Source organism: Pedobacter sp. KBS0701 (assembly GCF_005938645.2).
GTDB lineage: Bacteria > Bacteroidota > Bacteroidia > Sphingobacteriales > Sphingobacteriaceae > Pedobacter.
Genome location: NZ_CP042171.1, coordinates 500,244 through 524,470, shown reverse-complemented (window position 1 = coordinate 524,470; position 24,227 = coordinate 500,244). Strand labels below are relative to the sequence as shown.

Genomic DNA, 24,227 nt, shown 5'->3' with positions numbered 1-24,227 from the left:
ATGCGATTATGCTATAAACTAAAAGGCTTCTTGTTTTTCTCTTTCCCTGATGGTCACATCGCTCACTACTATCTCTATGGCATAGCGCTTTTTACCGTCTGTACCATCATAAACATTTGTTTGTAACCTGCCTTCTACAGTTAAGCCTGTACCCTTTTTAACCTGAGCTTCGGCAAGCTCGGCTTTTGCATTCCAGAAAGTTAAATTAAACCATTGTACTCTTTTTACTTCCTCACCCCCAGAATTTCTATAGGTTTCGTTTATGGCCAGGTTAACCTTTGCCAATTTTTGAGTTCCGAAAGTTTTAATCTCTGCATCTGCTCCTGCAAATCCGCTCAATACTACTTTGTTAATTGCACTTTCCATGATCTTTAAATTTTAAGTTTCTAAATGTTTAACGAACAGTCATCACCTCGATAACCGACAGGACAAAATTGCAAACAGCATCAAAAATTAGTCGGATTGTAAACATTTATAGTCGTTTATAAACGTTTATACACGGATAATATACTTTTGAACCTTCAATATGATGTTTTTATTTTTTTTATTCCACCATTTTATTTTATAAATTAGAACATCATCCCATAATAAAAAAAGAAATTATTATGGAACGTTTATGTTTAGACTGCGGAACCCTGATTAGAGGAAGGGCCGATAAAAAATACTGCGATGATTCTTGCCGCAGCAATTACAACAATCGTTTAAAGATTGAAGATAACCTCGTGATTAAAAGGGTAAATAACATACTAAAAAAGAATCGTGCTATCCTGGCTGCGCTTAATCCAAATGGTAAAACCAAGGTTACCAGTAAAAAGCTGGTGTCAGCAGGCTTTAATTTTGAATATCACACCTATAGTTATGAAACCCACAATGGGAACACCTATATTTTTTGCTACGAATACGGTTACTTAATTCTAAATGATGATAGCTATCTGCTGGTAAAAAAAGAAGAAAGCTTAGGTTAGCCTCATTAAAATGCTTCGGTTTGCCGCTATTTAAACACCTAAAATTTGCGGAAGCCAGGCGCGTGATTTTTTTATTCAAGAGGAGATGATTAGTTTTATCAACTATGATAAACTATAATGATAAGCTTTTTAAACCCGTAAATCATACAGAAAACGGCGAAACATCAAATGAAACCGTTTTTAAATATAAACAATCAGGAAATATCCTAACTGCTGAATATGAGGGTGGAAAGATTATTTCTGGGCATTTGATTGGCTTAGTGGATGAAAATGGCAACATCGAAATGTGCTATCACCATGTAAATAAGCAAGGTGAATTAATGACCGGAATCTGCAATTCAAAGCCAGAACAATTAGCCAATGTCAAAATCAGACTCCATGAAACCTGGCAGTAGACATCGAGAGATCAATCGAAAGGACAATCTATCATTGAAGAGCAATAAGCATAATTACAAATAGACCTCTTTACAATTGTTATGCTTATCAAAGAAAATCTCACAAACCGGTTATCATCTATATTACTAACCGCATCCGATTTAGTTTACAGCCCGCTTGATTATCAAATAAACAATCTGCAAATTGAAAATGAAAGTCAGGAATATGTAGCTTGTACTTTTGAGTTAAACAGGCTAAAAATTAAACACCGCCTTTCTAAAATCACCCCAACCAAGACAGGGCAATTTGTAACTATATGGAAGCGGGATGAAGCCGGAATTACGACTCCGTTTACAGATCAGGATGAATTTGACCTATTGATTATATCTGCTAATGATGCCGGCCAATCAGGCCAGTTCATTTTTCCAAAAGCCATATTGGCAAAATATAAAATTATCACGGCAAATGGAATAGAAGGTAAAAGAGGGATTAGGGTTTATCCACCCTGGGATATAGTAACAAATAAACAGGCAGAGAAAACCCAACAGTGGCAAACGCCTTATTTTCTTCATATTGACATCAATGGAAATACCGATCTTACAAGGGCGAAGAAATTAATTGACAACGGAATTAAATAAACGGGATTTTAAAATCCGGTTAAACTTAGCAAGTTTCGGGTAGTTTACCGTTTCTTTCCAAACTATTTTTGGATATTAAATTATTCAAGACCATGAAAGCACAAGGAGAAATCAATTTTAACCGGATAGCCGAAGCCATAAGCTATATCAAGGCGAATTTCAAAACACAGCCTGGTTTAGAACAAATTGCAGAAAAAGTAAACCTAAGCCCTTTTCATTTCCAAAGATTATTTAGCGAGTGGGCAGGCACTACTCCTAAACGTTTTTTGCAATACATTAGCATTGGTTATGCTAAAGAAATGCTGAAAGAAAACCAAAGTTTATTCGATACTGCATTAGAAACCGGCTTATCGGGAACCAGCAGACTTCACGATCTTTTTGTAAATATTGAAGGTATGACACCTGGCGAATACAAAAATCGCGGCGAAAACCTTTGTATCAATTATAGTTTTGCAGAAAGTCCATTTGGTAATGTTATTGTAGCCAGCACCTCAAAAGGAATCTGCCATATCGCTTTTTTCGACGATGAAAATACTGCTTTTGCAAATCTGCAATGCCAGTTTCCAGCGGCTCAATACCAGCAGATATTGGATAAAGAACAGCAAAATGCTTTATACATTTTCAGTCACGATTGGAGCAAACTGCACCAGATTAAACTGCATTTAAAAGGGACGGATTTCCAGTTAAAAGTTTGGGAAGCGCTGTTAAAAATCCCTATGGGCAAATTAGCCACTTATGGAAACATTGCAAAACAACTACAAAACCCCAACGCATCCAGAGCGGTAGGTACAGCCATTGGCGATAATCCGGTAGCCTTCCTCATTCCCTGCCACCGGGTAATACAATCAAGCGGTGCTTTGGGCGGCTACCATTGGGGAGTAAACCGAAAAACAGCCATGATTGGTTGGGAAGCAGCAAAAACCAATGTTTAGTTCCGCATGATCAAACATATTGATATTTCAACTGAAGAATTAAAAAAGCATTTTAAAAACAAAGATATTTGCTTCGGCGGAAATGCCCGGTTGAAAATTTACGGACTACTTAAATGTAAGTCGGGAAAGCGGATGAAGAAAGAAAACCGTGTATTTTTCCGTTCTGTAGATGAAGTGCTTCAACATGGCTACCGCCCTTGCGGGCATTGCTTAAAAACGGCATATAAAAAATGGATTTATTCAACACCACAATAGCTATTAACCAAAATCTGCTTCCTCATGGCGGAACAGTAAATTATTATGGCAAATTATTCCCGATACCAGAAGCTGATCATTATTTCGATGCATTGATGAATACGATTGAGTGGAAAAATGATGAAGCTTTTATTATGGGCAAACACATTATTACCAAAAGAAAAGTAGCCTGGTATGGAGATGAATCCTATTCGTACACCTATTCTAATAAATCCAAAACGGCTTTACCATGGACAAAAGAACTTCTTGAACTCAAAAGAATTTCGGAAGAACAAACAGGCCAAACTTATAACTCTTGTCTGCTCAATTTATATCATAACGGAGATGAAGGCATGGCTTACCACAGTGATGATGAAAAAGCTTTGGCAAAAGATTCTGCCATTGCATCTTTAAGTTTTGGCGCCGAAAGGAGATTTCTTTTCAAACACAAGCAGAGCAAAGAAACGGTTACTTTATTTTTAGAGCATGGCAGTTTGCTGGTGATGAAAGATGAAACGCAAACGAATTGGCTTCATCGCCTTCCCCCTACTAAAAAAGTAAATCAGCCAAGGGTAAACCTCACCTTTAGAACAATGGTGGTTTAATCCTGACTGATTAAAAATTGCTTTAATTTGCTTTGGTTTCTGCCACTACGAACCAAAGCATTTTATTTTTTTTAATGCTTAAATTCCTTAATATCTACAATGCGGTCGTCGTCGGCATTTTTCTTTAAGAAAGAGGTTCCGTGCTCATTTGGTACCCACGTGTAGTCTCTTTGGATATTTGCTACCAAGGTTTCAGGCTGACTGGTTAATGATGCAGGCAGAGGTAGATTAAAAGTTTCTCCTGTTTTAGTATTTACCTGGTATAAAGCATTTGCCGTCAAAAATGCCAATGTAGTTTTATCGCTGGAATACATAAAGAATTTCCCCTGGATACGCTCATCTTCATTTTGACGCTTAATCGGGTAAACCCTTGAGTTGATCGTTGTGATAAAGAAATCGTTGTTCACCAACAGATTGCTCCTCGTTAACTCCTCTAATCCATTTGTATATTTTTTATCTTCAGCACCTTTTGATGACTTGTTTAAGCTCACCACATCTGCTTTTCCTCCATTTACATAAATAATATAAAAAGGATCCATTTTCTCTTTTTCATTTGCACTCTGCACCAATACGGCTGTTTTTTGCGTATTGATGAAAGAAGCAACCTTAAATTTCTTTGTTTCAGCATTTGGCGCATCATCAATCGTAATGACAGTATCCTTATATTTAATGGCAAAGCGATCGGCAGCGGCTAGTTTTCCTGAATCGGTTTTTACAATGGTTAATATATCTTTTGTTGATTTTGGAAATACATTAAAATCATCAGTCGTCGCAAATGCGCGTGCTTTAAAAGTTTTTTCAGAATTGCCTCCGCAGCCAGATAAAACAACGGAAAGTAAGAGTGCATAAAGCGTAATTTTCATGGGTTTAGCTATTTATTTTTTTTGCTAATTTATAACCTTTATTGCTTTTCTGTTATTAAAGTCACCAGAAAATTACCGCTTTTGGTTAAAAATTTGATTTATGGGATATTAGAAGAGTTTTAACCGCGAGGCAGACAATAGCTCTCGATGCAATCTCTCATTTTTACCATAGAGATCACAAGGAAAAGGCACAGCATTGGAATTCCATCATCCGTTTTACATTATCCATCTTTCATTTTTTACCTTTTGCGTAAATCTGCAGGAGCAATAACCTGATAGTCTCCCGCTGATTTCGCAGATCACCGCAGAACCCATTCCATCATTCGCCTTACATTTCCCATCTTCCATTTTTTACCTTTTACGTAAATCGGCAGGAGCAATAACCCAATAGTCTCCCGCTGATTTCGCAGATCACCGCAGACCCCATTCCATCATCCATATTACATGTTCTAACGTCTGCGCAAATCTTCTTAAATCTGCGGGAACAAAAATCAAAAGGTTTCCACAGATCACCGCAGAACTCATTCCATCATTCGCCTTACATTTCCCATCTTCCATTCTTCCTCCTTACCTAACCTCTCCAATTTTACCCTCCACACTTAAAACTAAATTTCCTATTTTTGATTAAACGATCATCCAATGCCGGGCTCAACAAACTTTCTCACTAGAAATAAAAGTATAATCTTATATGGGGTGTTCCTCGCGGCATTACTTTTTTTATTGAAGTGGTTAGAGCTTCGTTTTCTTATCATTAACCATGCCTTCGAAATTTATGCAGGTTCAATCGCTATAATTTTTACTGCTTTAGGTATTTGGCTGGCCTTAAAATTAACCAGCCCCAAAACCATACTGATCGAAAAACAGGTTTTTATTGAGCAGCCTGAAAATTTCATTCTTAACAAAACAGCATTGGCCAGGTTAAACATCAGCAAAAGAGAACTGGAAGTTTTACAATTGATGTCGGAAGGTTTGAGCAACCAAGAAATGGCAGAGCGGTTATTTGTTTCATTGAATACCATTAAAACACATAATGCCAGGCTTTTCGAAAAACTGGAAGTAAAACGCCGGATACAGGCCATAGAAACCGCTAAAAAACTTAACCTCATCGCTTGATCGCATTGGTACTTTAGTATTAAATAAGCTGATTTCAGAAAAATCACCCTAAAGTATGAAGCTAAAAAAGATTAATCAGAGCAATTTTGTGGTGTAAACCAATAAAAAAATCAGACATGAAAAAGAACGTAATTGTATTCGGATTAATTGCCGGCTTAATCGTATCGGTATTAATGATAATTTCAATATCAAGATGTTATAACGACCCGAACCTTGAACACAGCATGCTTATTGGCTATGCTTCGATGGTATTGGCATTCTCTTTTATTTTTGTAGGAATTAAAAATTACCGTGATAAGTACAACGATGGATTGATTACCTTCGGTAAAGCCTTAAAAATCGGGCTATTAATCAGTTTGATTGCTTCAAGTATATACGTTGTGGTATGGCTGATCGATTTTTATATATTTATTCCTGATTTTATGGATAGGTATATTGCTCAGGCATTAAGAGAAGCCAAAGAAAGTGGTGCATCTGCAACAGAACTTGCTAACAAAGCTAAGGAGTTGGCTTCAGGTCAGGAGTTATATAAAAACCCCATAATGGTGGTATTGTTTACCTATATGGAAATTTTACCAGTAGGTATTTTGATATCATTCGTTGCCGCACTGATCTTAAAAAGAAAACCAGGCACACCAATAGTTGAAAAAGCAGTTTAAGTACAAGTTTGTTAACCATAAAAAACACGACGATGACGCACAGTTCGCAGAGTTGAATGTAAGTTAATTCCATCATCCGTATTAAATTTATATTCTCTACCGTCTCCACAAATCTCCTTAAATATGCGGGAACAAAAACTGGTGGTTTCTGCTGATTCCGCATTGCTGTGCGGAATCCATTCCATGATATATATTTATACTAATTTTGATCAAAAGACTATAGAAATGAAGATTTTTGCCGAAACCGAACGCTTAATTTTACGCGAACTAATGCCTGACGATGCTGAGGGTATGTTTGTAATGGACAGTGACCCCGATGTTCATCTTTATCTTGGCAACAGGCCTGTAAAATCAATTGAACAAAGTATCGCAGAGATCGAATTTATCAGAAAACAATATACCGAAAATGGTATAGGGAGATGGGCTGTTGTCGAAAAAGCAACAGGTAATTTCGTAGGTTGGTCTGGCTTAAAACTCATCAAAGAAGCTACAAATAACCATATTAATTATTACGATTTGGGCTATCGGTTTAGTAAACAGTTTTGGGGAAAGGGTTATGCTACAGAAACTGCAATTGCCGCACGCGACTATGGTTTTAATGAACTCAAATTGAATGAGATTATTGGTATTGCAGATATCAATAACCTGGGATCTATCAATGTTCTGGAAAAAGCAGGTTTAAAACGGATCTCTATTTTCGATTACAATAGCATAAAACACCATTGGATGAAGATTGAAAAATAAGCACGATTTTAATCAAAAGACAATTTTATCTTTTTATGGTTTAGTTTTTGATGTTAAAAAGGAAAATCACATAAAACTTTTGTTATGAAACACCTTATTTACTGTGGAATGTTGATCTTATTATTGAGTTCTTGTAAAGAAAAATTAAATCCGGCAAGTTTTACCAATACCAAATGGGAATTAACGGAGCTGCCAGGATTAACTTTACCCTCAACAGCAAAAGCAACACTAAACTTTGCTGACAGCCTTAAAATCAGCGGAAAATCATTCTGTAACAGTTATGGCGGACAGGGAGAAATTGCTGATCATAAAATTACCGTTAAAAATGTTTTTAGCACAAAAATGTTCTGTCAGGAAACAGATGCTGCCGAACGCGCATACTTACACGCCCTTAATCAGGTTAATAGTGCTAAAATGACTGATAATAAACTATATCTGTTAAATGGCGATAAAACCTTGATGGTTTTCAGCAAAACCAACTAGAATCTTTACATGTATAAAAAGGCTGAACAAAGTATTTTTTACTATTTTCGGCCTTTTGAGTTTAACGCAGAAGTAATGCCATCGATAATACCAGATCTGAAGTTTTTTTTCTCGACCATAAGAAAAGCATTTAATTTATTTCAACAGAATGATCCCTTACGTTTGGCCGGTGCTACCGCTTTTTTCACCAATTTCGCTTTACCTCCAATATTAATTATCCTGATCAGACTTTTTGGTATGTTTACTGATAGAAGGCTATTGGCTACACACCTGTTCGAACGATTGGCCAGTATTCTTGATAATGAAAGTATTACACAAATAAGAACTACATTAAGAAACATCCGGGGGATTGATCAAGCCTGGTATGTTACGCTGTTCAGTTTTATATTTTTCCTTTTTGTAGCTACCACGCTATTCAATGTGATTAAAAACTCTTTAGAACAGATCTGGAATATAGGCCAGAAAGATAAAAAAGGTATCATCAACACCCTTAAATCAAGAGCTATATCTGTTACCATTATTTTATTGGCCGGGATATTATTCTTTATAGGTTTGCTTGCAGATAGTGTGCAGGCCTATATTGGTGCATTTCTAAAAAACGGAGCCCCTTCTTTTGGATTGGTCTTAACTTCAATAATCAATCAATTGGTTTTTGTAATCATTGTAACCACCTGGTTTACTATACTTTTCAGGTATTTAACCAATGGTCGTCCTACCTGGCGGGCAGCAATTTCAGGAGGCTTACTCACCGGATGCTTATTTACTGCCGGAAAATATATCTTACGGATTTTATTGCCACTGAGTAACATCAGCAACATCTATGGATCAGCTGGATCGATTATCGTAATTATGCTTTTTGTATTCTACTCTTCATTGATATTCTATTTCGGCGCTTCATTTATTAAAGCATTGAGCGTGGGAAGGGCCACCCCCATTATACCCAAAAATGGGTCTTTCGCTTATGAACTAACCGAAGTTGAACCGGAAAATTAAGACTAAATGCAGCCTTTTAATTGGTAAACTTAATTTATACCGCGAGGTTTTTGATCAGTTTATCAAGCAGGGCTTTCAATTGGATAATTTCTTCAAGGTTTATACCCAGATGATCGCCAAGCTGAGCCCGTAAAGCTGGTGCTTTTTCTTTCAATGCCAATCCTTTTTCTGTAAGCGATATCACGATGCTTCTTTCATCTTTTAATGACCTCACGCGTTCCACAAGTCCGGTTTCCTGCATACGTTTAAGCAAAGGGGTTAAGGTATTCGATTGCAGCATCAATTTCTGTGAAAGCAGGCTTAGGCTAACTGAATCGTTTTCCCATAACACCATTAATACCAGATATTGGGGATAGGTTATGCCCAGGGTATCAAGCACAGGCTGATAACACTTGGTTACTAACCTCGAAGCAGCATAAAGTGGAAAACACAATTGATTTTCCAGTTTTAAAGACTCATCTATTTCCATCACTCTGTTTTTCTTTAACAATAATCAACATTAAAATATACAACTAAGTAAATCATTTTCTCCGAATTTGCTGTTGAATACAAAAGATCGGTTATTGTTAATTAGATGGAGCACGGAAATCTTTAAGCTATTTTAAAGATTTCTCCACTACTATCGAAATGACGCCCCATCTCCATCTGTCATCCCCCCTACTTAATTCAATAATTAAATTACTTCCAATTTAACATCGATGTTTCCACGAGTTGCATTTGAATATGGACATATTGTATGCGCTTTCTCTACCAATTGCTGAGCCTGTGTGGCTTCAATGCCTGGGATATGCACCTGTAACGAAACGCCTAACTTAAAGCCTCTTTTTTCATCTGGATGCAGCGAAACATTTGCTTTAACGGTAGAAGGCTCTTCGGACTTCACCTTATCCTGATGCATAATTAAGTTTAGTGCGCTATCAAAGCAAGCTGCATAACCTGCAGCAAAAAGCTGTTCAGGATTGGTGTAGCCATCACCGCTACCACCCAATTCCTTCGGCATTCTCACTTCAAGTTCTAAAACACCATTTTCACTTGTTATTTTTCCATTACGTCCGCCAGTTACTGTGGCGCTTGTTTCATACAACGTTTTCATATTATATTCTTTTATTTGTATCGCAAACGATTATATCGTTTGCGATACAAATGTAATCAACTATTTTATAAAAGCAAATTTTATCTGTTAAAAATCCAGATATGGCTTCTCTACAGTTGGAATATTACAAACAGGAAATCTAAGGCATAAAAAAAGGTGTCCATTTTTAATGAACACCTTTCGATTTTATTAATTGTCTATTACAGAATCCTATAACCTAAACCAACGGTAAATAAATTTAGCTTAGTACCAGGATAGCCTGCTTTATTGATCTTTGATAAGCCCAGTTCGTAACGTGCATCAAAGCTTAGTTTTTTAAGGTCTAAACCTGCACCAAACTGCCAGGCTAAAGCCTGGTTTTTAAAATCGGCACGGAAAACATTTCCTGCAGCCTGACCAAAACTTTGGTTTTCATCTAATATCAATGAAAACATTGGTCCAGTGTTTAAACGGAGTCCGACACCGGCGGCACCAAATTTTGTACCCACCAATAGTGGCACATCAAGACTTGTAAAACGCACTTTATTTACCTCTCCAGTTGCATCACTTACTAAATCCGCTTTTTTCCCTGATACATAAAGCTCTGGCTGAAAATAAACGCCTGCGGCACCTACTCTAGCCCAAAGGCCTCCGTAAAAACCCGTGCGGTTATTGCTGTTAAAAGTGTTTTCACTATCAAATTTCGAAAAATTTGCACCAGCTTTAATGCCCAGCTGGAAAGACGGTAGTACCTGTGCGCCGGCGAATAAGCCAACAAGCAAAAAGGCAACGGTTAAAGATAAAAATTTCATATGCGATTAAATTTAGCTGGTGGCATTGTTGATGGCTTCTTGTTCTTTTAAAGCATCAACATTGTTTTTATCACCAAAGTTTTGTGTTTTACCCGCAAAGTAATCTAAAATTCCTGATATAGTATCTAAGTTATCGGCTAAATTTTGATGAATATCTGGTAAATCTTTTTCAAGGCGGCTATCGCCCAATTCGATGTTATCTACTTCAATTTTACCAATTTTTTGAATAAGTGCCTGCTGAGAGTTTTGCAAATCTTCCAATTCACGCACGATCTTTTCCATCAATTCAAACTTCTTTAAAGTATTCATAGGTTCTTATTTTTAGTTAAACTATTCCTTATAAACCCCTTAGCCAGTATTTTGTTTTATTTCTCAATCTTTTAATAAACAGATTTGGAATTATCTAAAACAACTAATAAATTAGTTAAAATTATCTTTTATGAACTTTTATGAAAAATTTCCTTACACTATTGTTCTTATTTAATTTAAATTTAGCCGGTTACGCACAAAATGCAAGCGCTGTAGATAAGGAAAAACTTTTCGACTTCTATCAGACCCAGCGTTATGCCGATGCTGCTCAATATTTAAAAAGCATTTATGGAGAAGAAGTAAACGATTTTAAAACCCTTAGCCAGATTGGCTATTGTTTTTTAATGGCTGGCAATAATGTAGAAGCCGAAAAATTTTACAGCAAAGCCTATACACTGCAGCCACAAAACCTCCCTATTCTCTTTAGTTTGGGCAGCATCAATAACAAAAGGGGGAATACCGAAAAGGCCAAAAAGTATAATGGGGAAATTGTGCAGATAGACCGTAATAATTTTAATGTTTACAAACTGTTAGCCAATCTTTATCCATTGCCAACAGATTCAATGAAACTCGTTTACCTGTTAAAGGCTAATCAGATTAATCCCTTGGAGGGTGATGTTGCTGCGGATCTGGCTGAGGTTCATGCTGCATATCAGCAATACGAAAAGGCTTATGATGTACTTGACATTGCCATTAAGGGAGATAGTGACAACCTGGTGCTGCAAAGAGCAAAACTCCCGATAACCAATCAGCTTAAAAAATATGCAGAGGTAATTTCCTCCGGAGAAAAATTATTGAAGGATGGTGCCGATGCTGGAGTAATAAAAGATGTAGCAAAAGCTTATTATTACACCAAAAAATATCAGAAAGCGATTGATCTTTTTAAATTGTTAGGAGTTGCAGCCATGCAGAATGAGGCTACTTTATATTATACCTCACTCAGTTACCGGGCATTAAAAAATTATCCACAGGCGGCTCTTTATACTAAGAAAACCATAGATGAAGCCATTTCGCCAAATACCTCTAATTATTACTAACGCCGCCTACAAGAAAGGACTGCAGTTTAAAGCAATGCCTACCCTGTATTACCGTTTAGCAGTATTTTACGATACCAGATTAAAACAAGGGAAAAATGCACTTAAATATTATAACCTTTACTTAAAAAGCAAGCCCAGCTTGACTGATGATAAAGAAGAAATCAAATTTTCAAGAGATAGGATTGCACAACTGAACCTGACGGATTAAACCAGATCTTCGAAAACAGGTTTTACATTATCCCAAAATTCATCCAGGGCAATTATTCTAGGTTTAAAAAAGGAAATTAACGTCGGCCAGTGCTGTTGATTAAAAATACTTACTTCGGTTATGCTGATGGAAATCTGAGATACCGTTTTTCCGAAATCATCAGTTGCATCTTTAATCCAGTCCCACTTTTCGTTAACAGTATTGCTAAACAGGAGTTTAAATTCTTCAAACTGCTCGAAGATGAGGTGCCTGATTTCAGCATCAGGATGCGACAGTTGAATGCTGATAAATGCCTTCTTACCATCAACATCCATTTTAAAGAAGATGTTCTTCACTCCAGTTTTGTAGTTCGTCCAGTTTACGGTTGAACCACTTGCTGAAGGAACAGGTTTCATATATTGCCCAAAACTGATCCAAAACTGTTGCCGCAAATGGGCTGCTTCTTCTTTACTATACATTATTTTTTTAGCATCTAATAGAGGCTTATCATTATTAAACTAAAATCGTCATTCCCGCGCAGGCGGGAATCTTACTACTCACCGCATTACGATTCCCAATCAAGTTGGGAATGACGACCATTCGCCTACTTTTAGCAACGCTGCAATTATAAGCGATTAATATTTGTATTCAAAATGATAGTTACCTGATCCTATTTCTTCTTTTTTATCTGCTTTTGGCAATACAACTGTAGCACTTGCATTGGCTGGCACGGTTACATCCAGCTTAAAAATGCCATCTGCAATAGCCCATGATGATTTAACCGTACCGTAAACCGTTTCCAGTTCTGCTGAAGCATTGGTTAATTTCCCACCTGGTCTGGGTGCAATTAAAATGTTTTTGTAACCTGGTTGCGCTGATACGGGATTAATACCGCCAATATTTTTATACATCCAATCGCCAATGGCACCATAAGCGTAGTGGTTAAAAGAATTCATATCTGCTGTTTGAAAAGATCCATCCTGTTTAATGCCATCCCAGCGCTCCCAAATGGTGGTTGCCCCCATCTTAACCGGATACAGCCATGAAGGATAACTTTCCTGCAATAACAGGTCATAAGCAACATCTTCGTGTCCAAAACGGCTCAATACATGACAAAGATATGGTGTACCCAAAAAACCTGTAGTCAGGTGGTTTCCATAATCCCTTACATTATCTACCAGTCTTTGCGCAGCCTTCGCACGTAAGTTTTCAGGCAGCATATCAAACTGTAAAGCCAGTACGTAAGCCGTTTGGGTATTAGAGACCAATTTGCCGCCTGGCGTCATATTTTCTTTGATGTAAGCTGTTTTAATCTGTTCCAAAAGCGCATTGTACTTCTTTACGTCGTCTGTTTTACCCAATACCTTTGCGGCATTTATCAGCAACTGGGTTGAGTGTGCGTAAAATGTTTGGGCAATCATATACTTATCTGTCACTGCGGCACGTCCATCGTTGTCATCATTGGGCCGGTAAAACAGCCAATCGCCAAAGTGGAAACCCGTATTCCAAAGGTTATTTTTTGCCACTGATGAAATATAATCAACCCACTTTTTCATACTTTCATACTGCGTTTCCAAAATGCCTTTGTCTCCATAGGATACATACATGTCCCATGGCACAATGGTAGCCACATCGGCCCAACCTGCAGAACCTGCATCATTTTGGTTCAGCACATTTGGTATTACAAATGGAACACTACCATTCGGAAGCTGATCTGCAGAAACATCTTTTAGCCATTTGGTAAAAAAGCCCGATACATCCATATTATATGCCGCAGTTAGGGCGAATGCCTGGGCATCCCCTGTCCAGCCTAAACGTTCATCTCTTTGTGGACAATCTGTTGGCACATCAACAAAATTCCCTTTCTGTCCCCAGCTAATATTATGCTGCAATTGATTTAGTAAAGGATTAGAGGTGCTGAATTTACCACTGGTTTTCATGTCCGAATAAACAGCTACTGCGGTCAGGTTTTCCAACTTCAGTTCACCCGGGTATCCGTCTATTTTGACGTACCTAAAGCCCTGAAAAGAAAAATGTGGTTCGAATACCTGTTCGGTTCTGCCATTTAAAATATAATTGTTCTGTTGCCTGGCCGACCGGAGGTTAGTGGTATAAAAATTGCCTTCTTTGGTTAGTACTTCAGCATGGCTAATGGTAATTTTGTTACCTGCTGCACCTTTAGCTTTTAACATTACCCAGCCCACTAAGTTCTGCCCGAAATCAACCACGGTTTCACCTTTTGGGGTTCTAAATATTTTTAAGGCTTTAAACGTTTCGTGTTTGGTTACCTGCGGTCCGCTCATCCCAACCAGTTTTTCCGACCCCTTGGTCAGCTCCTGTACAGGTTTCCAGCCAGCGTCTTTAAATCCAATATTGTTCCAGCCACTGCGTTCTAACCGGGCATCGTAGGTTTCTCCATCGTAAATATTGGAAGCCAGTATCGGCCCATAACCTGTTTTCCAGCTATTATCCGTTACGATGGTTTCTTTGCTTCCGTCGGTATATTCAACTTCCAGTTGCATTAACAATGCCCTGGTATCGCCATAAAATTGTTTTTGATTACTAAATCCGATACGCCCTTTATACCAGCCATCGCCTAGTGAAACGCCAATTACGTTGGCACCTTTTTTTAGCGATTGCTTAACATCATAAACCTGGTATTGAATATGATCTTTATAACTTGTCCAGCCTGGTGCAAAATAAGCATCACTAACGCGCCCGCCATTGATACTGGCTTCATACAAGCCCTTAGCGGTAATGTAAGCCATTGCAGATTTTACTTCTTTTTTAAGGTTAAATTCTTTTCTGAACAAAGGGCTGGCCAGGGAAGTATCCTTTCCTGATACCGAAATCCACTTTGCGCTCCAGTCTTCAGGTTTTAAACCTGTTTGAAAAAACTGAACGGGCGACCATGCAGATGCATTTCCATGATTATCTTTTACCCTAACCTGCCAGTAATATTTAGTTTTTGATGATAATTGAGGACCATCATAAGCAATCAATACCGATTGATCGTTATTTACCCTAGTCTTCCACAAAACTTTATCAATTTTTGCAGTAGTTCCCAGTCTAATTTCATAATTACTTTGTTTGGTGTTTTTGATGACAGAGACAATTTTCCAACTAAATCTGGGTTTCGGATTATCAATACTAAAAGGATTTACTAAATGCTCAACAGTTAAATCTTTTAAAGAGATTTTCTGTGCTGAGGCATTAGTTGTAAATAAAAATAGTAAAGCAATGGCAAACATTGCGCTTAACTTGCAGGAGATTCTGTTCATAAATGGTTAGCGTTAAATTTTTTAGTTTTAACACTACTATATTCAGCAATATAATTCAACCAACCATCCTGTACTGTCATGAAAAATTAAGCGTTAAAGTAACGCCTGTTACCACACCCAGCTACAAAAACAGATATTTAACTAAAAAGGGAGATAGAATTACCTATTCATTAGTCGGGCTACATATTTCCCGATTATATCGAATTCTAAATTTACGGTATCACCAACTTCAACTTCCTGTAAATTGGTATGTTCAAAAGTATAAGGGATGATAAATACCGAAAACTCGTCGTCTGCAGAATTTACGACAGTTAAGCTGATACCGTTTACACAGGCAGAACCCTTTTCTACAGTTACATTTCCGGCACTGGCATCATATTTAAAGCGATATTCCCAGCTGCCATCCAGTTCTTCGCGTTTAATGCAAACTGCCGTCTGGTCTACGTGGCCCTGTACTATATGTCCATCTAAACGGGCATTCATCTGCATGCAGCGCTCAAGGTTAACTTTACTACCCACTTTTAAACCATTGAGATTGGTTTTGTTTAGCGTTTCATCTATAGCGGTAACGGTATGTGTTCCATCATTCAGCGCCACCACCGTCAAACATACGCCGTTATGGGCTACACTCTGATCAATTTTCAACTCATGGCTGATTGCAGAAGAGATGGTAAAGTGAATATTGGTATGGTCGTTTTTAATGGCAGTAACCTCGCCAAGTGTTTCTATAATTCCTGTGAACATTTTGTGTTTCTCTTTTTTCTACACGTCATTCCCGCGCAGGCGGGAACCTTAATGCTATATACAAACTCGACTATGGCATCAAGATTCCCAATCAAGTTGGGAATGACGATCCCTGCAATGAATAATTTATTTTAATACTTCAATCTGTTCTTTCTCCAATCAGAGCTATTTTTAACAAAGCTATCACTCAACTTCCCCTCTTTCTTTTCAAACAGTTTTGCAGCAATAACCGCAGCAATTAAGGCTTCCGTTTCATCCTGTACCTTTAAACTTTCTGGCTTAAAGTAGTTACCTACAAAATGTGTGTCGAAATCACCTGTTTTAAAAGCCTCATGTTGCATGACAAATTTACCAAAACCCAAAGTAGTTTCTATCCCAGTAATATCATATTCTTCAATTGCCCTGACCATACGCTCAATAGCCTCCTCCCTATCTTTACCGTAAGTGATCAGTTTAGCGATCATCGGATCATAATAAATCGGGATTTCCATACCCTGCTCAAAGCCATCATCAACCCTTACGCCGTTTCCTTTAGGGGTATTGTAGGTGTGTAAAGTACCAATATCAGGCAGGAAATTATTGGCCGGATCTTCGGCATAAACCCTAAGTTCGATGGCGTGTCCACTGATTTTTAAATCTTCCTGAGTAAAGCTCAATTTTTCGCCAGAAGCAATTTTTAGCTGTTCTTTCACCAGGTCTATGCCGGTGATAAGTTCGGTTACGGGATGCTCTACCTGCAAGCGGGTATTCATTTCCAGGAAAAAGAAATCGAGATGCTCATCTAAAATAAACTCTACCGTACCAGCACCCGTATAATTAACCGAACGGGCTACATCTACCGCACATTTACCCATCCGTTGTCTGATTTCTTCAGTTAAAACAGATGAGGGGGCTTCTTCTACCACTTTCTGGTGACGGCGCTGCACAGAACATTCCCGTTCAAAAAGATGCACGATATTGCCATGCGTATCACCCAAAACCTGTATTTCGATATGCCTTGGCGAAGTAACATATCGTTCAATAAAAACGGCCCCATCTCCAAATGCCGAAGTAGCTTCACTTACGGCAAGCTGCATCTGTTCTTCAAAATCTTCAGCCCGCTCTACAATACGCATCCCTTTACCTCCGCCACCTGCAGCTGCTTTGATTAATATCGGGAAACCAACTTCGATTGCACGTTGTTTTGCCTCGTTTACATCCTGAATGGCTTCTTCCGTTCCAGGAACCATCGGAATGTTATATTGTAGTGCTGCTGCCTTTGCAGATAATTTGTTACCCATGGTTTCCATCGCTTGTGGTGAAGGACCAACCAGAATGAGTCCGGCATCGGCAACCATTTGTGCAAAATTTGCATTTTCTGATAAAAACCCATATCCCGGATGGATGGCTTCAGCACCCATTAGTTTACAGGCATCGATAATTTTCTCACCGACCAAATAACTCTGATTAGAGGGAGCCGGACCAATACAAACTGCCTCATCGGCGTAACGCACATGCAGTGCATTCCGGTCTGCTTCAGAAAAAACAGCAACGGTTTTAATCCCCATTTCCTTTGCTGAGCGCATGATACGCAAAGCAATTTCGCCACGGTTAGCGATTAAGAGTTTGGAGATGGGAGTTAGGGGTTTGGAGTTATTGGGCATGTTGGTTAGACTTTATGTATATGCAGATCGTAAATGAACTACCTGACTATTGACCATGAACTATAAAACTATTTGATTTCGGACTCCCGACTTCGGACCTCCGGCTAATACAAATGTAATATTATTTCGATTGCCTGATCGATCATTTCAGCACTCAGATCCAAATGTGTTACCAAACGAATGGTGCTGGCACTGGTGGTATTGCAATGCAAGCCTTTTTCTTTCAAATTATGCACAATTTTCTCTGCCGAACCTTTTTCTACTTCGAAAATAACGATGTTAGTTTCAACCGGCATTACCGATTTTACATACTTTGCCCTCGCCAGTGCATCGGCTAAAACCTGTGCATGGGCATGATCATCCTTTAAACGTGTTACATGGTTATCAAGCGCATAAATACCAGCAGCGGCTAAAAACCCGGCCTGTCGCATGCCTCCACCAAAAGCTTTCCTGATTTTACGCGCTTTGCGGATCATCTGTTTACTGCCTAATAATACCGAACCAACGGGTGCGCCGAGTCCTTTAGATAAACAAACTGAAATGCCATCAAAATATTTACCATATTCTCCTGCCTTATCGCCTGTGGCTGTTAGTGCATTAAAAATACGTGCACCATCTAAATGCAGTTTTAATCCTTTTATATTACAAAGGTGATGAATAGGCGCAATCTGTGATAAGGTATAACAGCTCCCGCCACCTTTATTTACTGTATTTTCCAAAACAACCAAGCTGGTGTTGGGATAGTGGATATTATCTTCGTTAATTTCAGGTTCGATTAGCTCTGGAGTCAAAATTCCACGTTCGCCATGCAACAGCCTTACCGATGCGCCGGAATGGAAAGCAATGCCCCCAATTTCATAACGATAAACATGTGCCGTCTGATCGCAGATTACCTCGTCCATGGGCTGGGTAAAACACTTGATCGCAATCTGGTTGGTCATCGTTCCGGATGGGCAGAACAATCCCGCTTCCATATTAAAGGTCGAGGCCAATTTTGTCTCTAATGCATGCACCGTTTCATCTTCGCCAAAAACATCATCGCCAACTTTTGCATTCATCATCGCATCCAACATTCCCGCAGTTGGTCTGGTTACCGTATCACTCCTGAAATCTAAAAATCTGTTGTTCATTTCGCTATTTTGTTGTAAAATATTGTTGACAATAAAAAAAATACCATTGCCCTTTCTGGTATAATTTTAAGGTTTTTCGGCCATTAAATGCCCTATATAGTGTATTTTTTACACACTTAATTTTCGACAACAACAAATTGTTAAAAAATTATTAAAAAAAAGGATACAAAATATAAGACTTTTTATACTTTTATCGTGCTAAAACCAAAAATAAATAAAATGATAGTAATTGCAGACGGCGGATCTACCAAAACAAATTGGTGTTTGATTAACGAGGCCGGCAGAAAAATTTACTTTAACACCGAAGGTTACAATCCATATTTTTCAAAAGGAGAGTACATTGTAAAGTCTTTGAATGAGACTCTTCCAGACCACTTGGAAAGAGAGAAATTGACAGCAGTTTATTACTACGGTGCCGGCTGTTCTACACCTGCAAATGTTAAGATTGTGGCTGATGCCATGCAAGAGATCTTCATTAATGCAAAAATCTTTGTAGGCCATGATTTACTTGCTTCATCCAGAGCGCTCCTTGGAAACGAACCAGGATTTGCTGCTATTTTAGGCACAGGAACAAACTCATGCCTGTATGATGGATCTGAAATTACCATGAACATCGATTCATTGGGTTATTTCCTGGGTGATGAAGGTAGCGGTTCGTATATTGGTAAACGTATTTTAAGCGATTACATGAAAGGTTACATGCCAAAAGGACTACGCGAAGCTTTTTACGATAATTATGCTTTAACCAACGAAGATATTTTCGATAACATTTACAATAAGCCATTGCCAAACCGTTTCTGCGCAAGCTTTAGTAAATTCTTATACGATTTTAAAGATAATTACGAAGATTATGCTTTTGCTACCATCGATTATGCTTTTACTGCATTTTTCGAAGCTTTGGTCATTCACTATCCCAACTACAAAGACCACAAATTGAACTGTGTAGGTTCAGTAGGTTATAGTTTCCGTGATATTTTAAGTATTGTAGCCGACCGTTACGAAATGGGGGTGGGTAAAATTATCCGCTCACCTATAGATGACCTGGTACATTATCACCTGGAGTTAGCGCCTAAGGCTTAGTCTTCAGTCCTAAGTCTGGAGTCTTTAGTCCGGAGTCGTATATAATAAACAAGCAAAAAAAACCCGGTTTGAAATTTCAAACCGGGTTTTTTTATTTATAAAAAGCCATATTGCTTTTGGTCTTTAGTTCCAGCTCAACGCCAAACTCCCTCCGCTCAACGCTAGAACGAAATCTCCTTGCCAAAAAGTTTCGCGTATTTACGTTTATCAAAGCGGTACAAAGTAGCTGCACGGTACGATACACCTTTTTGTTTTTCGTCGAGTTCTTTTAATACCCCGAAACTTACAATCTTCTTTCTAAAGTTGCGTTTATCCAGTTTTTTACCCAAAACCAACTCATACACATGTTGCAATTGTGTTAAGGTAAATTTCTCCGGCAGGAGTTCGAAAGCAATAGGCTGGTGTTTAATCCGGCGTTTTATTTTTTCTAATCCTTTATCATAAATTTTCTGGTGATCAAAAGCCAGTTTGGGCAGATCCGTAATCGGTAACCAATTGGCCCGCTTGGCATAGGTACTGATCGGGCGGAGTTCTTTATCTCCCCCCAAACGGATTAAAGCATAGTATGCCAAAGTAATTACCCTACCTTGCGGGTGCCTGTGCGGATCGCCAAAAGCGTAATACTGCTCCATGTAAATACCGCGCAAACCGGTAAGTTCGTATAAAATCCGGGAGGCTGATTGATCTAAACTTTCATCAGGGCCAACAATGTTACCAGGCAATGCCCACCAATCTTTAAATGGTTCTTCATTCCTTTCAATTAGCAGGATTTTTAATTCCTTACCATCAAATCCAAACAAAACGCAATCTATCGAGAATACAGAATCTAAATGAGGTAAAATTTGTTCCAAAGTAAAATTTAGTTATTTTAAGCAGATAAAGGTATGACTTTCAATATTAAGTAAAAAAAATAAAATAAATTACTTAGTGTAAAAAATACACACTATATTCGTATTATAAAGATGGAACCAAATATAAAAAATATAGCTGTACTAACTTCCGGAGGCGATGCCCCTGGAATGAATGCAGCAATCAGAGCTGTTGTTCGTACCGGAATTTACCATGGCATTAACATGTTTGGTGTAATGCAAGGTTACCAGGGTTTAATAACCGACAACATAAAACCAATGGACGCCCGTTCTGTAAGTAATATTTTACACTTGGGCGGTACCATATTAAAAACGGCACGCTGTTTAGAATTTAAGACAGACGAAGGTCAGCAGATTGCCTACAATAACTTAAAGAAAAACGACATCGATGGATTAGTGGTAATCGGTGGCGACGGAACATTCACCGGAGCTAAACGTTTTTCGGAAACTTTTGGCGTTAAGGTAATCGGTATACCCGGAACTATTGATAACGATTTAGTTGGATCTGATTTTACTTTAGGTTACGATACAGCTATTAACACTGTAATCGAAGCGATTGATAAAATCAGGGATACTGCTGATGCACACGACCGGTTATTCTTTATAGAGGTAATGGGCCGCGATTCTGGCTGTATTGCCTTAAGAAGTTCGATTGCCTGCGGTGCAGAAGCGGTATTGTTACCGGAAAAGGAAACCAGTGTTAATGAATTGATTGATAAACTGGCCTTAGGCGCAGCAACCAAAAAATCATCAAGTATCGTTATCGTGGCCGAAGGCCATAAACAAGGTGGTGCTTACGATATTGCCAAAAAAGTAAAGGAAACTTTTGATCATTACGATACCAAAGTAACCATTCTTGGCCACCTCCAAAGAGGCGGTAGTCCAAGCAGTTTTGACAGAATTTTGGGCAGTCGTTTAGGTTTTGCCGCAGTAAATGCGTTAATTGCAGGCGAAACGGAGCAAATGGTAGGTTTAAAAGGAAATGAAATAAAATTAACCAGCATAAGAGAGGCTTTAACGGCTCATTCTTTTAAACTCGAACCCGATTTAATGGAAATGACAGAGGTACTTTCAATATAATATGGTAGCAGTTGTTTATAGCGGATCGAAAACAGCGTTTTGGAAAATAACACAAAATGGACAGGTAGTAGCACATTGTAATACTACCGGCTTAAATCCCTGCTTTGTTGATCCAAAAACAATTTTACAGATATTAAACAAAAAAGTTGTGTTGGTTAATAATGCAGAAAATATTAAAAAGATTTATTTTTTTGCTGCCGGCGCATCATCATCAGATAGAAAAGTAGAATTAGCCAAAACCCTGGCGTCATTTTTCAAATACAGCAAAATTGTAGTCGAAAATGATTTATTCGGGGCAGCTAAAGCCGCTTGTTACGATCAGCCCGGTATAGTTGGCATGCTGGGCAGCGGTGCACATTGCGCCTATTTCGACGGAAAAAAACCACTGAATAATAACTTCGGATTAGGTTATATTCTTGGGGATGAAGGCTCTTCAAATTATTTTGGGAAAATACTCCTGAAAGAATATTTAAGCCAAAAAATGCCAAAGGATATCGAGGCTAAATTTATATTAACACACAATCTGGACCGCCCTCAAATATTAGAACGTATTTACAATAAGCCACAGGCGAATATTTTTCTAACTTCGTTTTTCGATTTCATTACCCAGAACAGCAAACATGAATATATCCGTAAACTGATTGATGAGGGATTCGAAAAATATTTCGAAACCTATATCCTGCCTACATCGCAGAAACATAAACATAGTGACCTGCATATTGTAGGCAAAGTGGCCGCCGAACTGGAAGACCGCTTAAGGTTTGTGGCCGGTAAATACGATTTAAAAATTAAAAGCATCATTAAAGAACCAATACAAAATTTATTAAAACATTACACTAATTAACAAAACAATGAGCAAAATTGGAATAAACGGCTTTGGCCGTATTGGCAGACTGGTTTTCAGAGCCGCATTAAAAAGAGGATTAGATATTGTAGCGATTAACGATTTGATCGAGCCTGATTATATGGCTTACATGCTAAAATATGATACTACACATGGCAAATTTGATGGCACTATTGAAGTTGTTGATGGTAATTTAGTTGTTAATGGCAAAACAATCCGCGTAACTGCAGAAAGAAATCCAGCTGATTTAAAATGGGATGCTGTAGGTGTTGAAGTAGTAATCGAATCAACAGGTTTATTCTTAACCCGTGCTGATGCAGAGAAACATATCGCTGCTGGTGCCAAAAAAGTAGTTTTCTCAGCTCCTGCTAAAGATAGCGACATCCCTACTTATGTAATGGGTGTTAACCACCATAAATTAACTGCAGATCAAACTATTGTTTCTAATGCATCTTGTACTACAAACTGTTTAGCACCAATTGCTAAAGTTTTAAACGATAACTTCGGTATTGTAGAAGGTTTAATGAGCACAATTCACGCAGTAACTGCAACTCAAAAAACAGTTGATGGTCCTTCGGCTAAAGACTGGAGAGGTGGCCGCGGTGGTTTTTCTAACATCATTCCTTCTTCTACTGGTGCTGCTAAAGCTGTAGGTATGGTTTTACCTGAATTAAAAGGTAAATTAACAGGTATGTCTTTCCGTGTTCCTGTTGCTGACGTGTCAGTAGTAGATTTAACTGCACGTTTAGAAAAACCAGCTACTTATGAGCAAATTAAAGCTGCTATGAAAGCAGCTTCTGAAGGCGAATTGAAAGGCGTGTTGGCTTATACTGAGGATGAAGTTGTTTCTTCTGACTTCATCGGTGATGACCACGCTTCTATTTTTGATGCCAAAGCTGGTATTTCATTAAATGATAATTTCGTTAAAGTGGTATCCTGGTATGATAACGAATGGGGATATTCTTCTGCACTAGCTAAATTCGTAGAATATTACGCAAGTTTGTAACGGAAAAATGCTTTAAGCGATATTTTAAATCATATAAAGGGCAACATTATTCAATTAATGTTGCCTTTTTGTCTTAAATATGATTTTCACCTGTAAAACCACTTTTTAAAATCACATAAAAAAATAATTTTATTAAATTCTTACATTAAAAATTCATTTAGAAAGCATAAAAAACAGAATAATTTAAAAAAAATCATGCTAAATTAATTTTTAACCAACAACCAACCAATATTTGACTAAATAATACCATAAATTGATAATATTTAACAATTTGTTAACATATTTTAACCCTATATTTGCAATACCATCATTTTAAATCCCAAAAGCTCATGAAAAAAGGACAAGAAATAAAAAATGACAAAAAAAATACTTAAAATTTTCTTAGTGTATTTTTTACACTATCATTTTTTTTACTATATTTGTAGAGTAATAAACGGAACGATGTTTGTTAACAATAAAAAAAGATAAATCACCTTCTGGATAGACCCCGGTTTAGAAAGAAAGTTAAAGACAAAGCCTGGCTCATAAC

29 protein-coding genes are annotated in these 24,227 nt (G+C 37.9%); 17 read left to right on the top strand and 12 right to left on the bottom strand.

Annotated elements, in window-relative coordinates; translation table 11 throughout:
- Window positions 1–18 precede the first annotated feature (18 nt).
- On the bottom strand, window positions 19–366 hold the full coding sequence (locus FFJ24_RS01930) for a single-stranded DNA-binding protein (protein ID WP_138820552.1): 348 nt from the start codon (window positions 364–366) through the stop codon (window positions 19–21).
- Between the two features lie 239 nt (window positions 367–605).
- On the opposite strand from FFJ24_RS01930, the gene FFJ24_RS01925 reads away from it, so the two are divergent.
- The 6 genes from FFJ24_RS01925 to FFJ24_RS01900 all read left to right on the top strand — a co-directional run bounded on the left by FFJ24_RS01925 (window position 606) and on the right by FFJ24_RS01900 (window position 3,749).
- Window positions 606–965 (top strand): hypothetical protein, encoded by a 360-nt coding sequence (locus FFJ24_RS01925; RefSeq protein ID WP_138820551.1) that lies wholly within the window; start codon window positions 606–608, stop codon window positions 963–965.
- Window positions 966–1,069: 104 nt separating this feature from the next.
- Window positions 1,070–1,360 carry a n-acetylglutamate synthase gene (locus tag FFJ24_RS01920; protein ID WP_138820550.1) on the top strand — a complete coding sequence of 97 codons (291 nt, stop codon included), beginning with the start codon at window positions 1,070–1,072 and terminating at the stop codon, window positions 1,358–1,360.
- A gap of 81 nt (window positions 1,361–1,441) precedes the next feature.
- Entirely contained in the window at window positions 1,442–1,978 is a 537-nt protein-coding gene (locus FFJ24_RS01915) for a MepB family protein (RefSeq protein WP_138820549.1), read from the top strand.
- A gap of 92 nt (window positions 1,979–2,070) precedes the next feature.
- Entirely contained in the window at window positions 2,071–2,910 is an 840-nt protein-coding gene (locus tag FFJ24_RS01910) for a methylated-DNA--[protein]-cysteine S-methyltransferase (RefSeq protein ID WP_138820548.1), read from the top strand.
- Window positions 2,911–2,916: 6 nt separating this feature from the next.
- Window positions 2,917–3,165 carry an Ada metal-binding domain-containing protein gene (locus tag FFJ24_RS01905; protein ID WP_138820547.1) on the top strand — a complete coding sequence of 83 codons (249 nt, stop codon included), beginning with the start codon at window positions 2,917–2,919 and terminating at the stop codon, window positions 3,163–3,165.
- Entirely contained in the window at window positions 3,141–3,749 is a 609-nt protein-coding gene (locus FFJ24_RS01900; RefSeq protein WP_138820546.1) for an alpha-ketoglutarate-dependent dioxygenase AlkB, read from the top strand. Before FFJ24_RS01905 ends, FFJ24_RS01900 begins: the two co-directional genes overlap by 25 nt.
- Window positions 3,750–3,820: 71 nt before the next feature.
- Here FFJ24_RS01900 and FFJ24_RS01895 read toward each other — a convergent pair whose 3' ends face one another.
- On the bottom strand, window positions 3,821–4,612 hold the full coding sequence (locus FFJ24_RS01895; protein ID WP_138820545.1) for a hypothetical protein: 792 nt from the start codon (window positions 4,610–4,612) through the stop codon (window positions 3,821–3,823).
- 639 nt (window positions 4,613–5,251) lie between these two features.
- Here FFJ24_RS01895 and FFJ24_RS01890 point away from each other — a divergent pair.
- The 5 genes from FFJ24_RS01890 to FFJ24_RS01870 all read left to right on the top strand — a co-directional run bounded on the left by FFJ24_RS01890 (window position 5,252) and on the right by FFJ24_RS01870 (window position 8,604).
- Window positions 5,252–5,725: a response regulator transcription factor gene (locus tag FFJ24_RS01890; protein ID WP_138820544.1), complete on the top strand. Its 474-nt coding sequence runs from the start codon at window positions 5,252–5,254 to the stop codon at window positions 5,723–5,725.
- Window positions 5,726–5,841: 116 nt separating this feature from the next.
- Window positions 5,842–6,384 (top strand): DUF4199 domain-containing protein, encoded by a 543-nt coding sequence (locus tag FFJ24_RS01885; protein WP_138820543.1) that lies wholly within the window; start codon window positions 5,842–5,844, stop codon window positions 6,382–6,384.
- 123 nt (window positions 6,385–6,507) lie between these two features.
- The gene (locus FFJ24_RS01880) at window positions 6,508–7,128 is read left to right on the top strand and encodes a GNAT family N-acetyltransferase (RefSeq protein WP_371716943.1); all 621 of its coding nucleotides are present in this window, start codon (window positions 6,508–6,510) and stop codon (window positions 7,126–7,128) included.
- 84 nt (window positions 7,129–7,212) lie between these two features.
- Window positions 7,213–7,611 (top strand): META domain-containing protein, encoded by a 399-nt coding sequence (locus FFJ24_RS01875; RefSeq protein ID WP_138820542.1) that lies wholly within the window; start codon window positions 7,213–7,215, stop codon window positions 7,609–7,611.
- A 75-nt stretch (window positions 7,612–7,686) separates the two neighbouring features.
- Window positions 7,687–8,604, top strand: a complete 918-nt coding sequence (locus FFJ24_RS01870; RefSeq protein ID WP_138820541.1) for a YihY/virulence factor BrkB family protein — start codon at window positions 7,687–7,689, stop codon at window positions 8,602–8,604.
- A 34-nt stretch (window positions 8,605–8,638) separates the two neighbouring features.
- Here FFJ24_RS01870 and FFJ24_RS01865 read toward each other — a convergent pair whose 3' ends face one another.
- The 4 genes from FFJ24_RS01865 to FFJ24_RS01850 all read right to left on the bottom strand — a co-directional run bounded on the left by FFJ24_RS01865 (window position 8,639) and on the right by FFJ24_RS01850 (window position 10,797).
- Window positions 8,639–9,073, bottom strand: a complete 435-nt coding sequence (locus FFJ24_RS01865; protein ID WP_138820540.1) for a MarR family winged helix-turn-helix transcriptional regulator — start codon at window positions 9,071–9,073, stop codon at window positions 8,639–8,641.
- 204 nt (window positions 9,074–9,277) lie between these two features.
- A complete protein-coding gene (locus FFJ24_RS01860) occupies window positions 9,278–9,697 on the bottom strand; it encodes an organic hydroperoxide resistance protein (RefSeq protein WP_138820539.1) in 420 nt (139 codons plus the stop codon).
- 200 nt (window positions 9,698–9,897) lie between these two features.
- Entirely contained in the window at window positions 9,898–10,488 is a 591-nt protein-coding gene (locus FFJ24_RS01855; RefSeq protein ID WP_138820538.1) for a porin family protein, read from the bottom strand.
- Window positions 10,489–10,500: 12 nt separating this feature from the next.
- Window positions 10,501–10,797, bottom strand: coding sequence for a hypothetical protein (locus FFJ24_RS01850; protein ID WP_121282359.1), 297 nt, complete (start codon window positions 10,795–10,797; stop codon window positions 10,501–10,503).
- 140 nt (window positions 10,798–10,937) lie between these two features.
- Here FFJ24_RS01850 and FFJ24_RS01845 point away from each other — a divergent pair, with 140 nt between their 5' ends.
- On the top strand, window positions 10,938–11,834 hold the full coding sequence (locus tag FFJ24_RS01845) for a lipopolysaccharide assembly protein LapB (RefSeq protein WP_138820537.1): 897 nt from the start codon (window positions 10,938–10,940) through the stop codon (window positions 11,832–11,834).
- A gap of 34 nt (window positions 11,835–11,868) precedes the next feature.
- The gene (locus tag FFJ24_RS25930) at window positions 11,869–12,042 is read left to right on the top strand and encodes a hypothetical protein (RefSeq protein WP_168202359.1); all 174 of its coding nucleotides are present in this window, start codon (window positions 11,869–11,871) and stop codon (window positions 12,040–12,042) included.
- On the opposite strand, the gene FFJ24_RS01840 is transcribed toward FFJ24_RS25930, so the two are convergent.
- The 5 genes from FFJ24_RS01840 to FFJ24_RS01820 form a co-directional block, all read right to left on the bottom strand.
- Window positions 12,039–12,500 (bottom strand): DUF4268 domain-containing protein, encoded by a 462-nt coding sequence (locus FFJ24_RS01840; protein ID WP_138820536.1) that lies wholly within the window; start codon window positions 12,498–12,500, stop codon window positions 12,039–12,041. The two genes, FFJ24_RS25930 and FFJ24_RS01840, sit on opposite strands and share 4 nt — an antisense overlap.
- Before the next feature lie 156 nt (window positions 12,501–12,656).
- Complete coding sequence (locus FFJ24_RS01835) at window positions 12,657–15,302, bottom strand: glycoside hydrolase family 78 protein (RefSeq protein ID WP_138820535.1); 2,646 nt, start codon at window positions 15,300–15,302, stop codon at window positions 12,657–12,659.
- A 159-nt stretch (window positions 15,303–15,461) separates the two neighbouring features.
- Entirely contained in the window at window positions 15,462–16,046 is a 585-nt protein-coding gene (locus FFJ24_RS01830; RefSeq protein WP_138820534.1) for a riboflavin synthase, read from the bottom strand.
- Between the two features lie 131 nt (window positions 16,047–16,177).
- Window positions 16,178–17,689: an acetyl-CoA carboxylase biotin carboxylase subunit gene (accC, locus tag FFJ24_RS01825; protein ID WP_138820533.1), complete on the bottom strand. Its 1,512-nt coding sequence runs from the start codon at window positions 17,687–17,689 to the stop codon at window positions 16,178–16,180.
- A 104-nt stretch (window positions 17,690–17,793) separates the two neighbouring features.
- Complete coding sequence (locus FFJ24_RS01820) at window positions 17,794–18,819, bottom strand: low specificity L-threonine aldolase (RefSeq protein ID WP_138820532.1); 1,026 nt, start codon at window positions 18,817–18,819, stop codon at window positions 17,794–17,796.
- A 219-nt stretch (window positions 18,820–19,038) separates the two neighbouring features.
- Here FFJ24_RS01820 and FFJ24_RS01815 point away from each other — a divergent pair, with 219 nt between their 5' ends.
- Window positions 19,039–19,899 (top strand): N-acetylglucosamine kinase, encoded by an 861-nt coding sequence (locus tag FFJ24_RS01815; protein ID WP_138820531.1) that lies wholly within the window; start codon window positions 19,039–19,041, stop codon window positions 19,897–19,899.
- A gap of 161 nt (window positions 19,900–20,060) precedes the next feature.
- On the opposite strand, the gene FFJ24_RS01810 is transcribed toward FFJ24_RS01815, so the two are convergent.
- On the bottom strand, window positions 20,061–20,750 hold the full coding sequence (locus FFJ24_RS01810; protein WP_051692040.1) for an NUDIX domain-containing protein: 690 nt from the start codon (window positions 20,748–20,750) through the stop codon (window positions 20,061–20,063).
- 111 nt (window positions 20,751–20,861) lie between these two features.
- Between FFJ24_RS01810 and pfkA the strand changes: the two genes are divergently transcribed.
- From pfkA to gap, 3 genes are read left to right on the top strand one after another with little or no spacing between them, the layout of a single operon-like run.
- Window positions 20,862–21,848, top strand: coding sequence for a 6-phosphofructokinase (gene pfkA, locus FFJ24_RS01805; RefSeq protein ID WP_138820530.1), 987 nt, complete (start codon window positions 20,862–20,864; stop codon window positions 21,846–21,848).
- A 1-nt stretch (window position 21,849) separates the two neighbouring features.
- Entirely contained in the window at window positions 21,850–22,692 is an 843-nt protein-coding gene (locus FFJ24_RS01800) for a hypothetical protein (protein ID WP_138820529.1), read from the top strand.
- A 7-nt stretch (window positions 22,693–22,699) separates the two neighbouring features.
- Window positions 22,700–23,698, top strand: a complete 999-nt coding sequence (gene gap, locus FFJ24_RS01795; RefSeq protein ID WP_025144555.1) for a type I glyceraldehyde-3-phosphate dehydrogenase — start codon at window positions 22,700–22,702, stop codon at window positions 23,696–23,698.
- The last annotated feature ends 529 nt before the right edge of the window (window positions 23,699–24,227 follow it).

Coding starts and splice junctions, on each gene's coding strand:
- FFJ24_RS01930 (WP_138820552.1), bottom strand. CDS start 366: ATGGAAAGTGCAATTAACAAAGTAGTATTGAGCGGATTTGCAGGAGCA.
- FFJ24_RS01925 (WP_138820551.1), top strand. CDS start 606: ATGGAACGTTTATGTTTAGACTGCGGAACCCTGATTAGAGGAAGGGCC.
- FFJ24_RS01920 (WP_138820550.1), top strand. CDS start 1,070: ATGATAAACTATAATGATAAGCTTTTTAAACCCGTAAATCATACAGAA.
- FFJ24_RS01915 (WP_138820549.1), top strand. CDS start 1,442: ATGCTTATCAAAGAAAATCTCACAAACCGGTTATCATCTATATTACTA.
- FFJ24_RS01910 (WP_138820548.1), top strand. CDS start 2,071: ATGAAAGCACAAGGAGAAATCAATTTTAACCGGATAGCCGAAGCCATA.
- FFJ24_RS01905 (WP_138820547.1), top strand. CDS start 2,917: ATGATCAAACATATTGATATTTCAACTGAAGAATTAAAAAAGCATTTT.
- FFJ24_RS01900 (WP_138820546.1), top strand. CDS start 3,141: ATGGATTTATTCAACACCACAATAGCTATTAACCAAAATCTGCTTCCT.
- FFJ24_RS01895 (WP_138820545.1), bottom strand. CDS start 4,612: ATGAAAATTACGCTTTATGCACTCTTACTTTCCGTTGTTTTATCTGGC.
- FFJ24_RS01890 (WP_138820544.1), top strand. CDS start 5,252: ATGCCGGGCTCAACAAACTTTCTCACTAGAAATAAAAGTATAATCTTA.
- FFJ24_RS01885 (WP_138820543.1), top strand. CDS start 5,842: ATGAAAAAGAACGTAATTGTATTCGGATTAATTGCCGGCTTAATCGTA.
- FFJ24_RS01880 (WP_371716943.1), top strand. CDS start 6,508: ATGCGGGAACAAAAACTGGTGGTTTCTGCTGATTCCGCATTGCTGTGC.
- FFJ24_RS01875 (WP_138820542.1), top strand. CDS start 7,213: ATGAAACACCTTATTTACTGTGGAATGTTGATCTTATTATTGAGTTCT.
- FFJ24_RS01870 (WP_138820541.1), top strand. CDS start 7,687: ATGCCATCGATAATACCAGATCTGAAGTTTTTTTTCTCGACCATAAGA.
- FFJ24_RS01865 (WP_138820540.1), bottom strand. CDS start 9,073: ATGGAAATAGATGAGTCTTTAAAACTGGAAAATCAATTGTGTTTTCCA.
- FFJ24_RS01860 (WP_138820539.1), bottom strand. CDS start 9,697: ATGAAAACGTTGTATGAAACAAGCGCCACAGTAACTGGCGGACGTAAT.
- FFJ24_RS01855 (WP_138820538.1), bottom strand. CDS start 10,488: ATGAAATTTTTATCTTTAACCGTTGCCTTTTTGCTTGTTGGCTTATTC.
- FFJ24_RS01850 (WP_121282359.1), bottom strand. CDS start 10,797: ATGAATACTTTAAAGAAGTTTGAATTGATGGAAAAGATCGTGCGTGAA.
- FFJ24_RS01845 (WP_138820537.1), top strand. CDS start 10,938: ATGAAAAATTTCCTTACACTATTGTTCTTATTTAATTTAAATTTAGCC.
- FFJ24_RS25930 (WP_168202359.1), top strand. CDS start 11,869: ATGCCTACCCTGTATTACCGTTTAGCAGTATTTTACGATACCAGATTA.
- FFJ24_RS01840 (WP_138820536.1), bottom strand. CDS start 12,500: ATGTATAGTAAAGAAGAAGCAGCCCATTTGCGGCAACAGTTTTGGATC.
- FFJ24_RS01835 (WP_138820535.1), bottom strand. CDS start 15,302: ATGAACAGAATCTCCTGCAAGTTAAGCGCAATGTTTGCCATTGCTTTA.
- FFJ24_RS01830 (WP_138820534.1), bottom strand. CDS start 16,046: ATGTTCACAGGAATTATAGAAACACTTGGCGAGGTTACTGCCATTAAA.
- accC (WP_138820533.1), bottom strand. CDS start 17,689: ATGCCCAATAACTCCAAACCCCTAACTCCCATCTCCAAACTCTTAATC.
- FFJ24_RS01820 (WP_138820532.1), bottom strand. CDS start 18,819: ATGAACAACAGATTTTTAGATTTCAGGAGTGATACGGTAACCAGACCA.
- FFJ24_RS01815 (WP_138820531.1), top strand. CDS start 19,039: ATGATAGTAATTGCAGACGGCGGATCTACCAAAACAAATTGGTGTTTG.
- pfkA (WP_138820530.1), top strand. CDS start 20,862: ATGGAACCAAATATAAAAAATATAGCTGTACTAACTTCCGGAGGCGAT.
- FFJ24_RS01800 (WP_138820529.1), top strand. CDS start 21,850: ATGGTAGCAGTTGTTTATAGCGGATCGAAAACAGCGTTTTGGAAAATA.
- gap (WP_025144555.1), top strand. CDS start 22,700: ATGAGCAAAATTGGAATAAACGGCTTTGGCCGTATTGGCAGACTGGTT.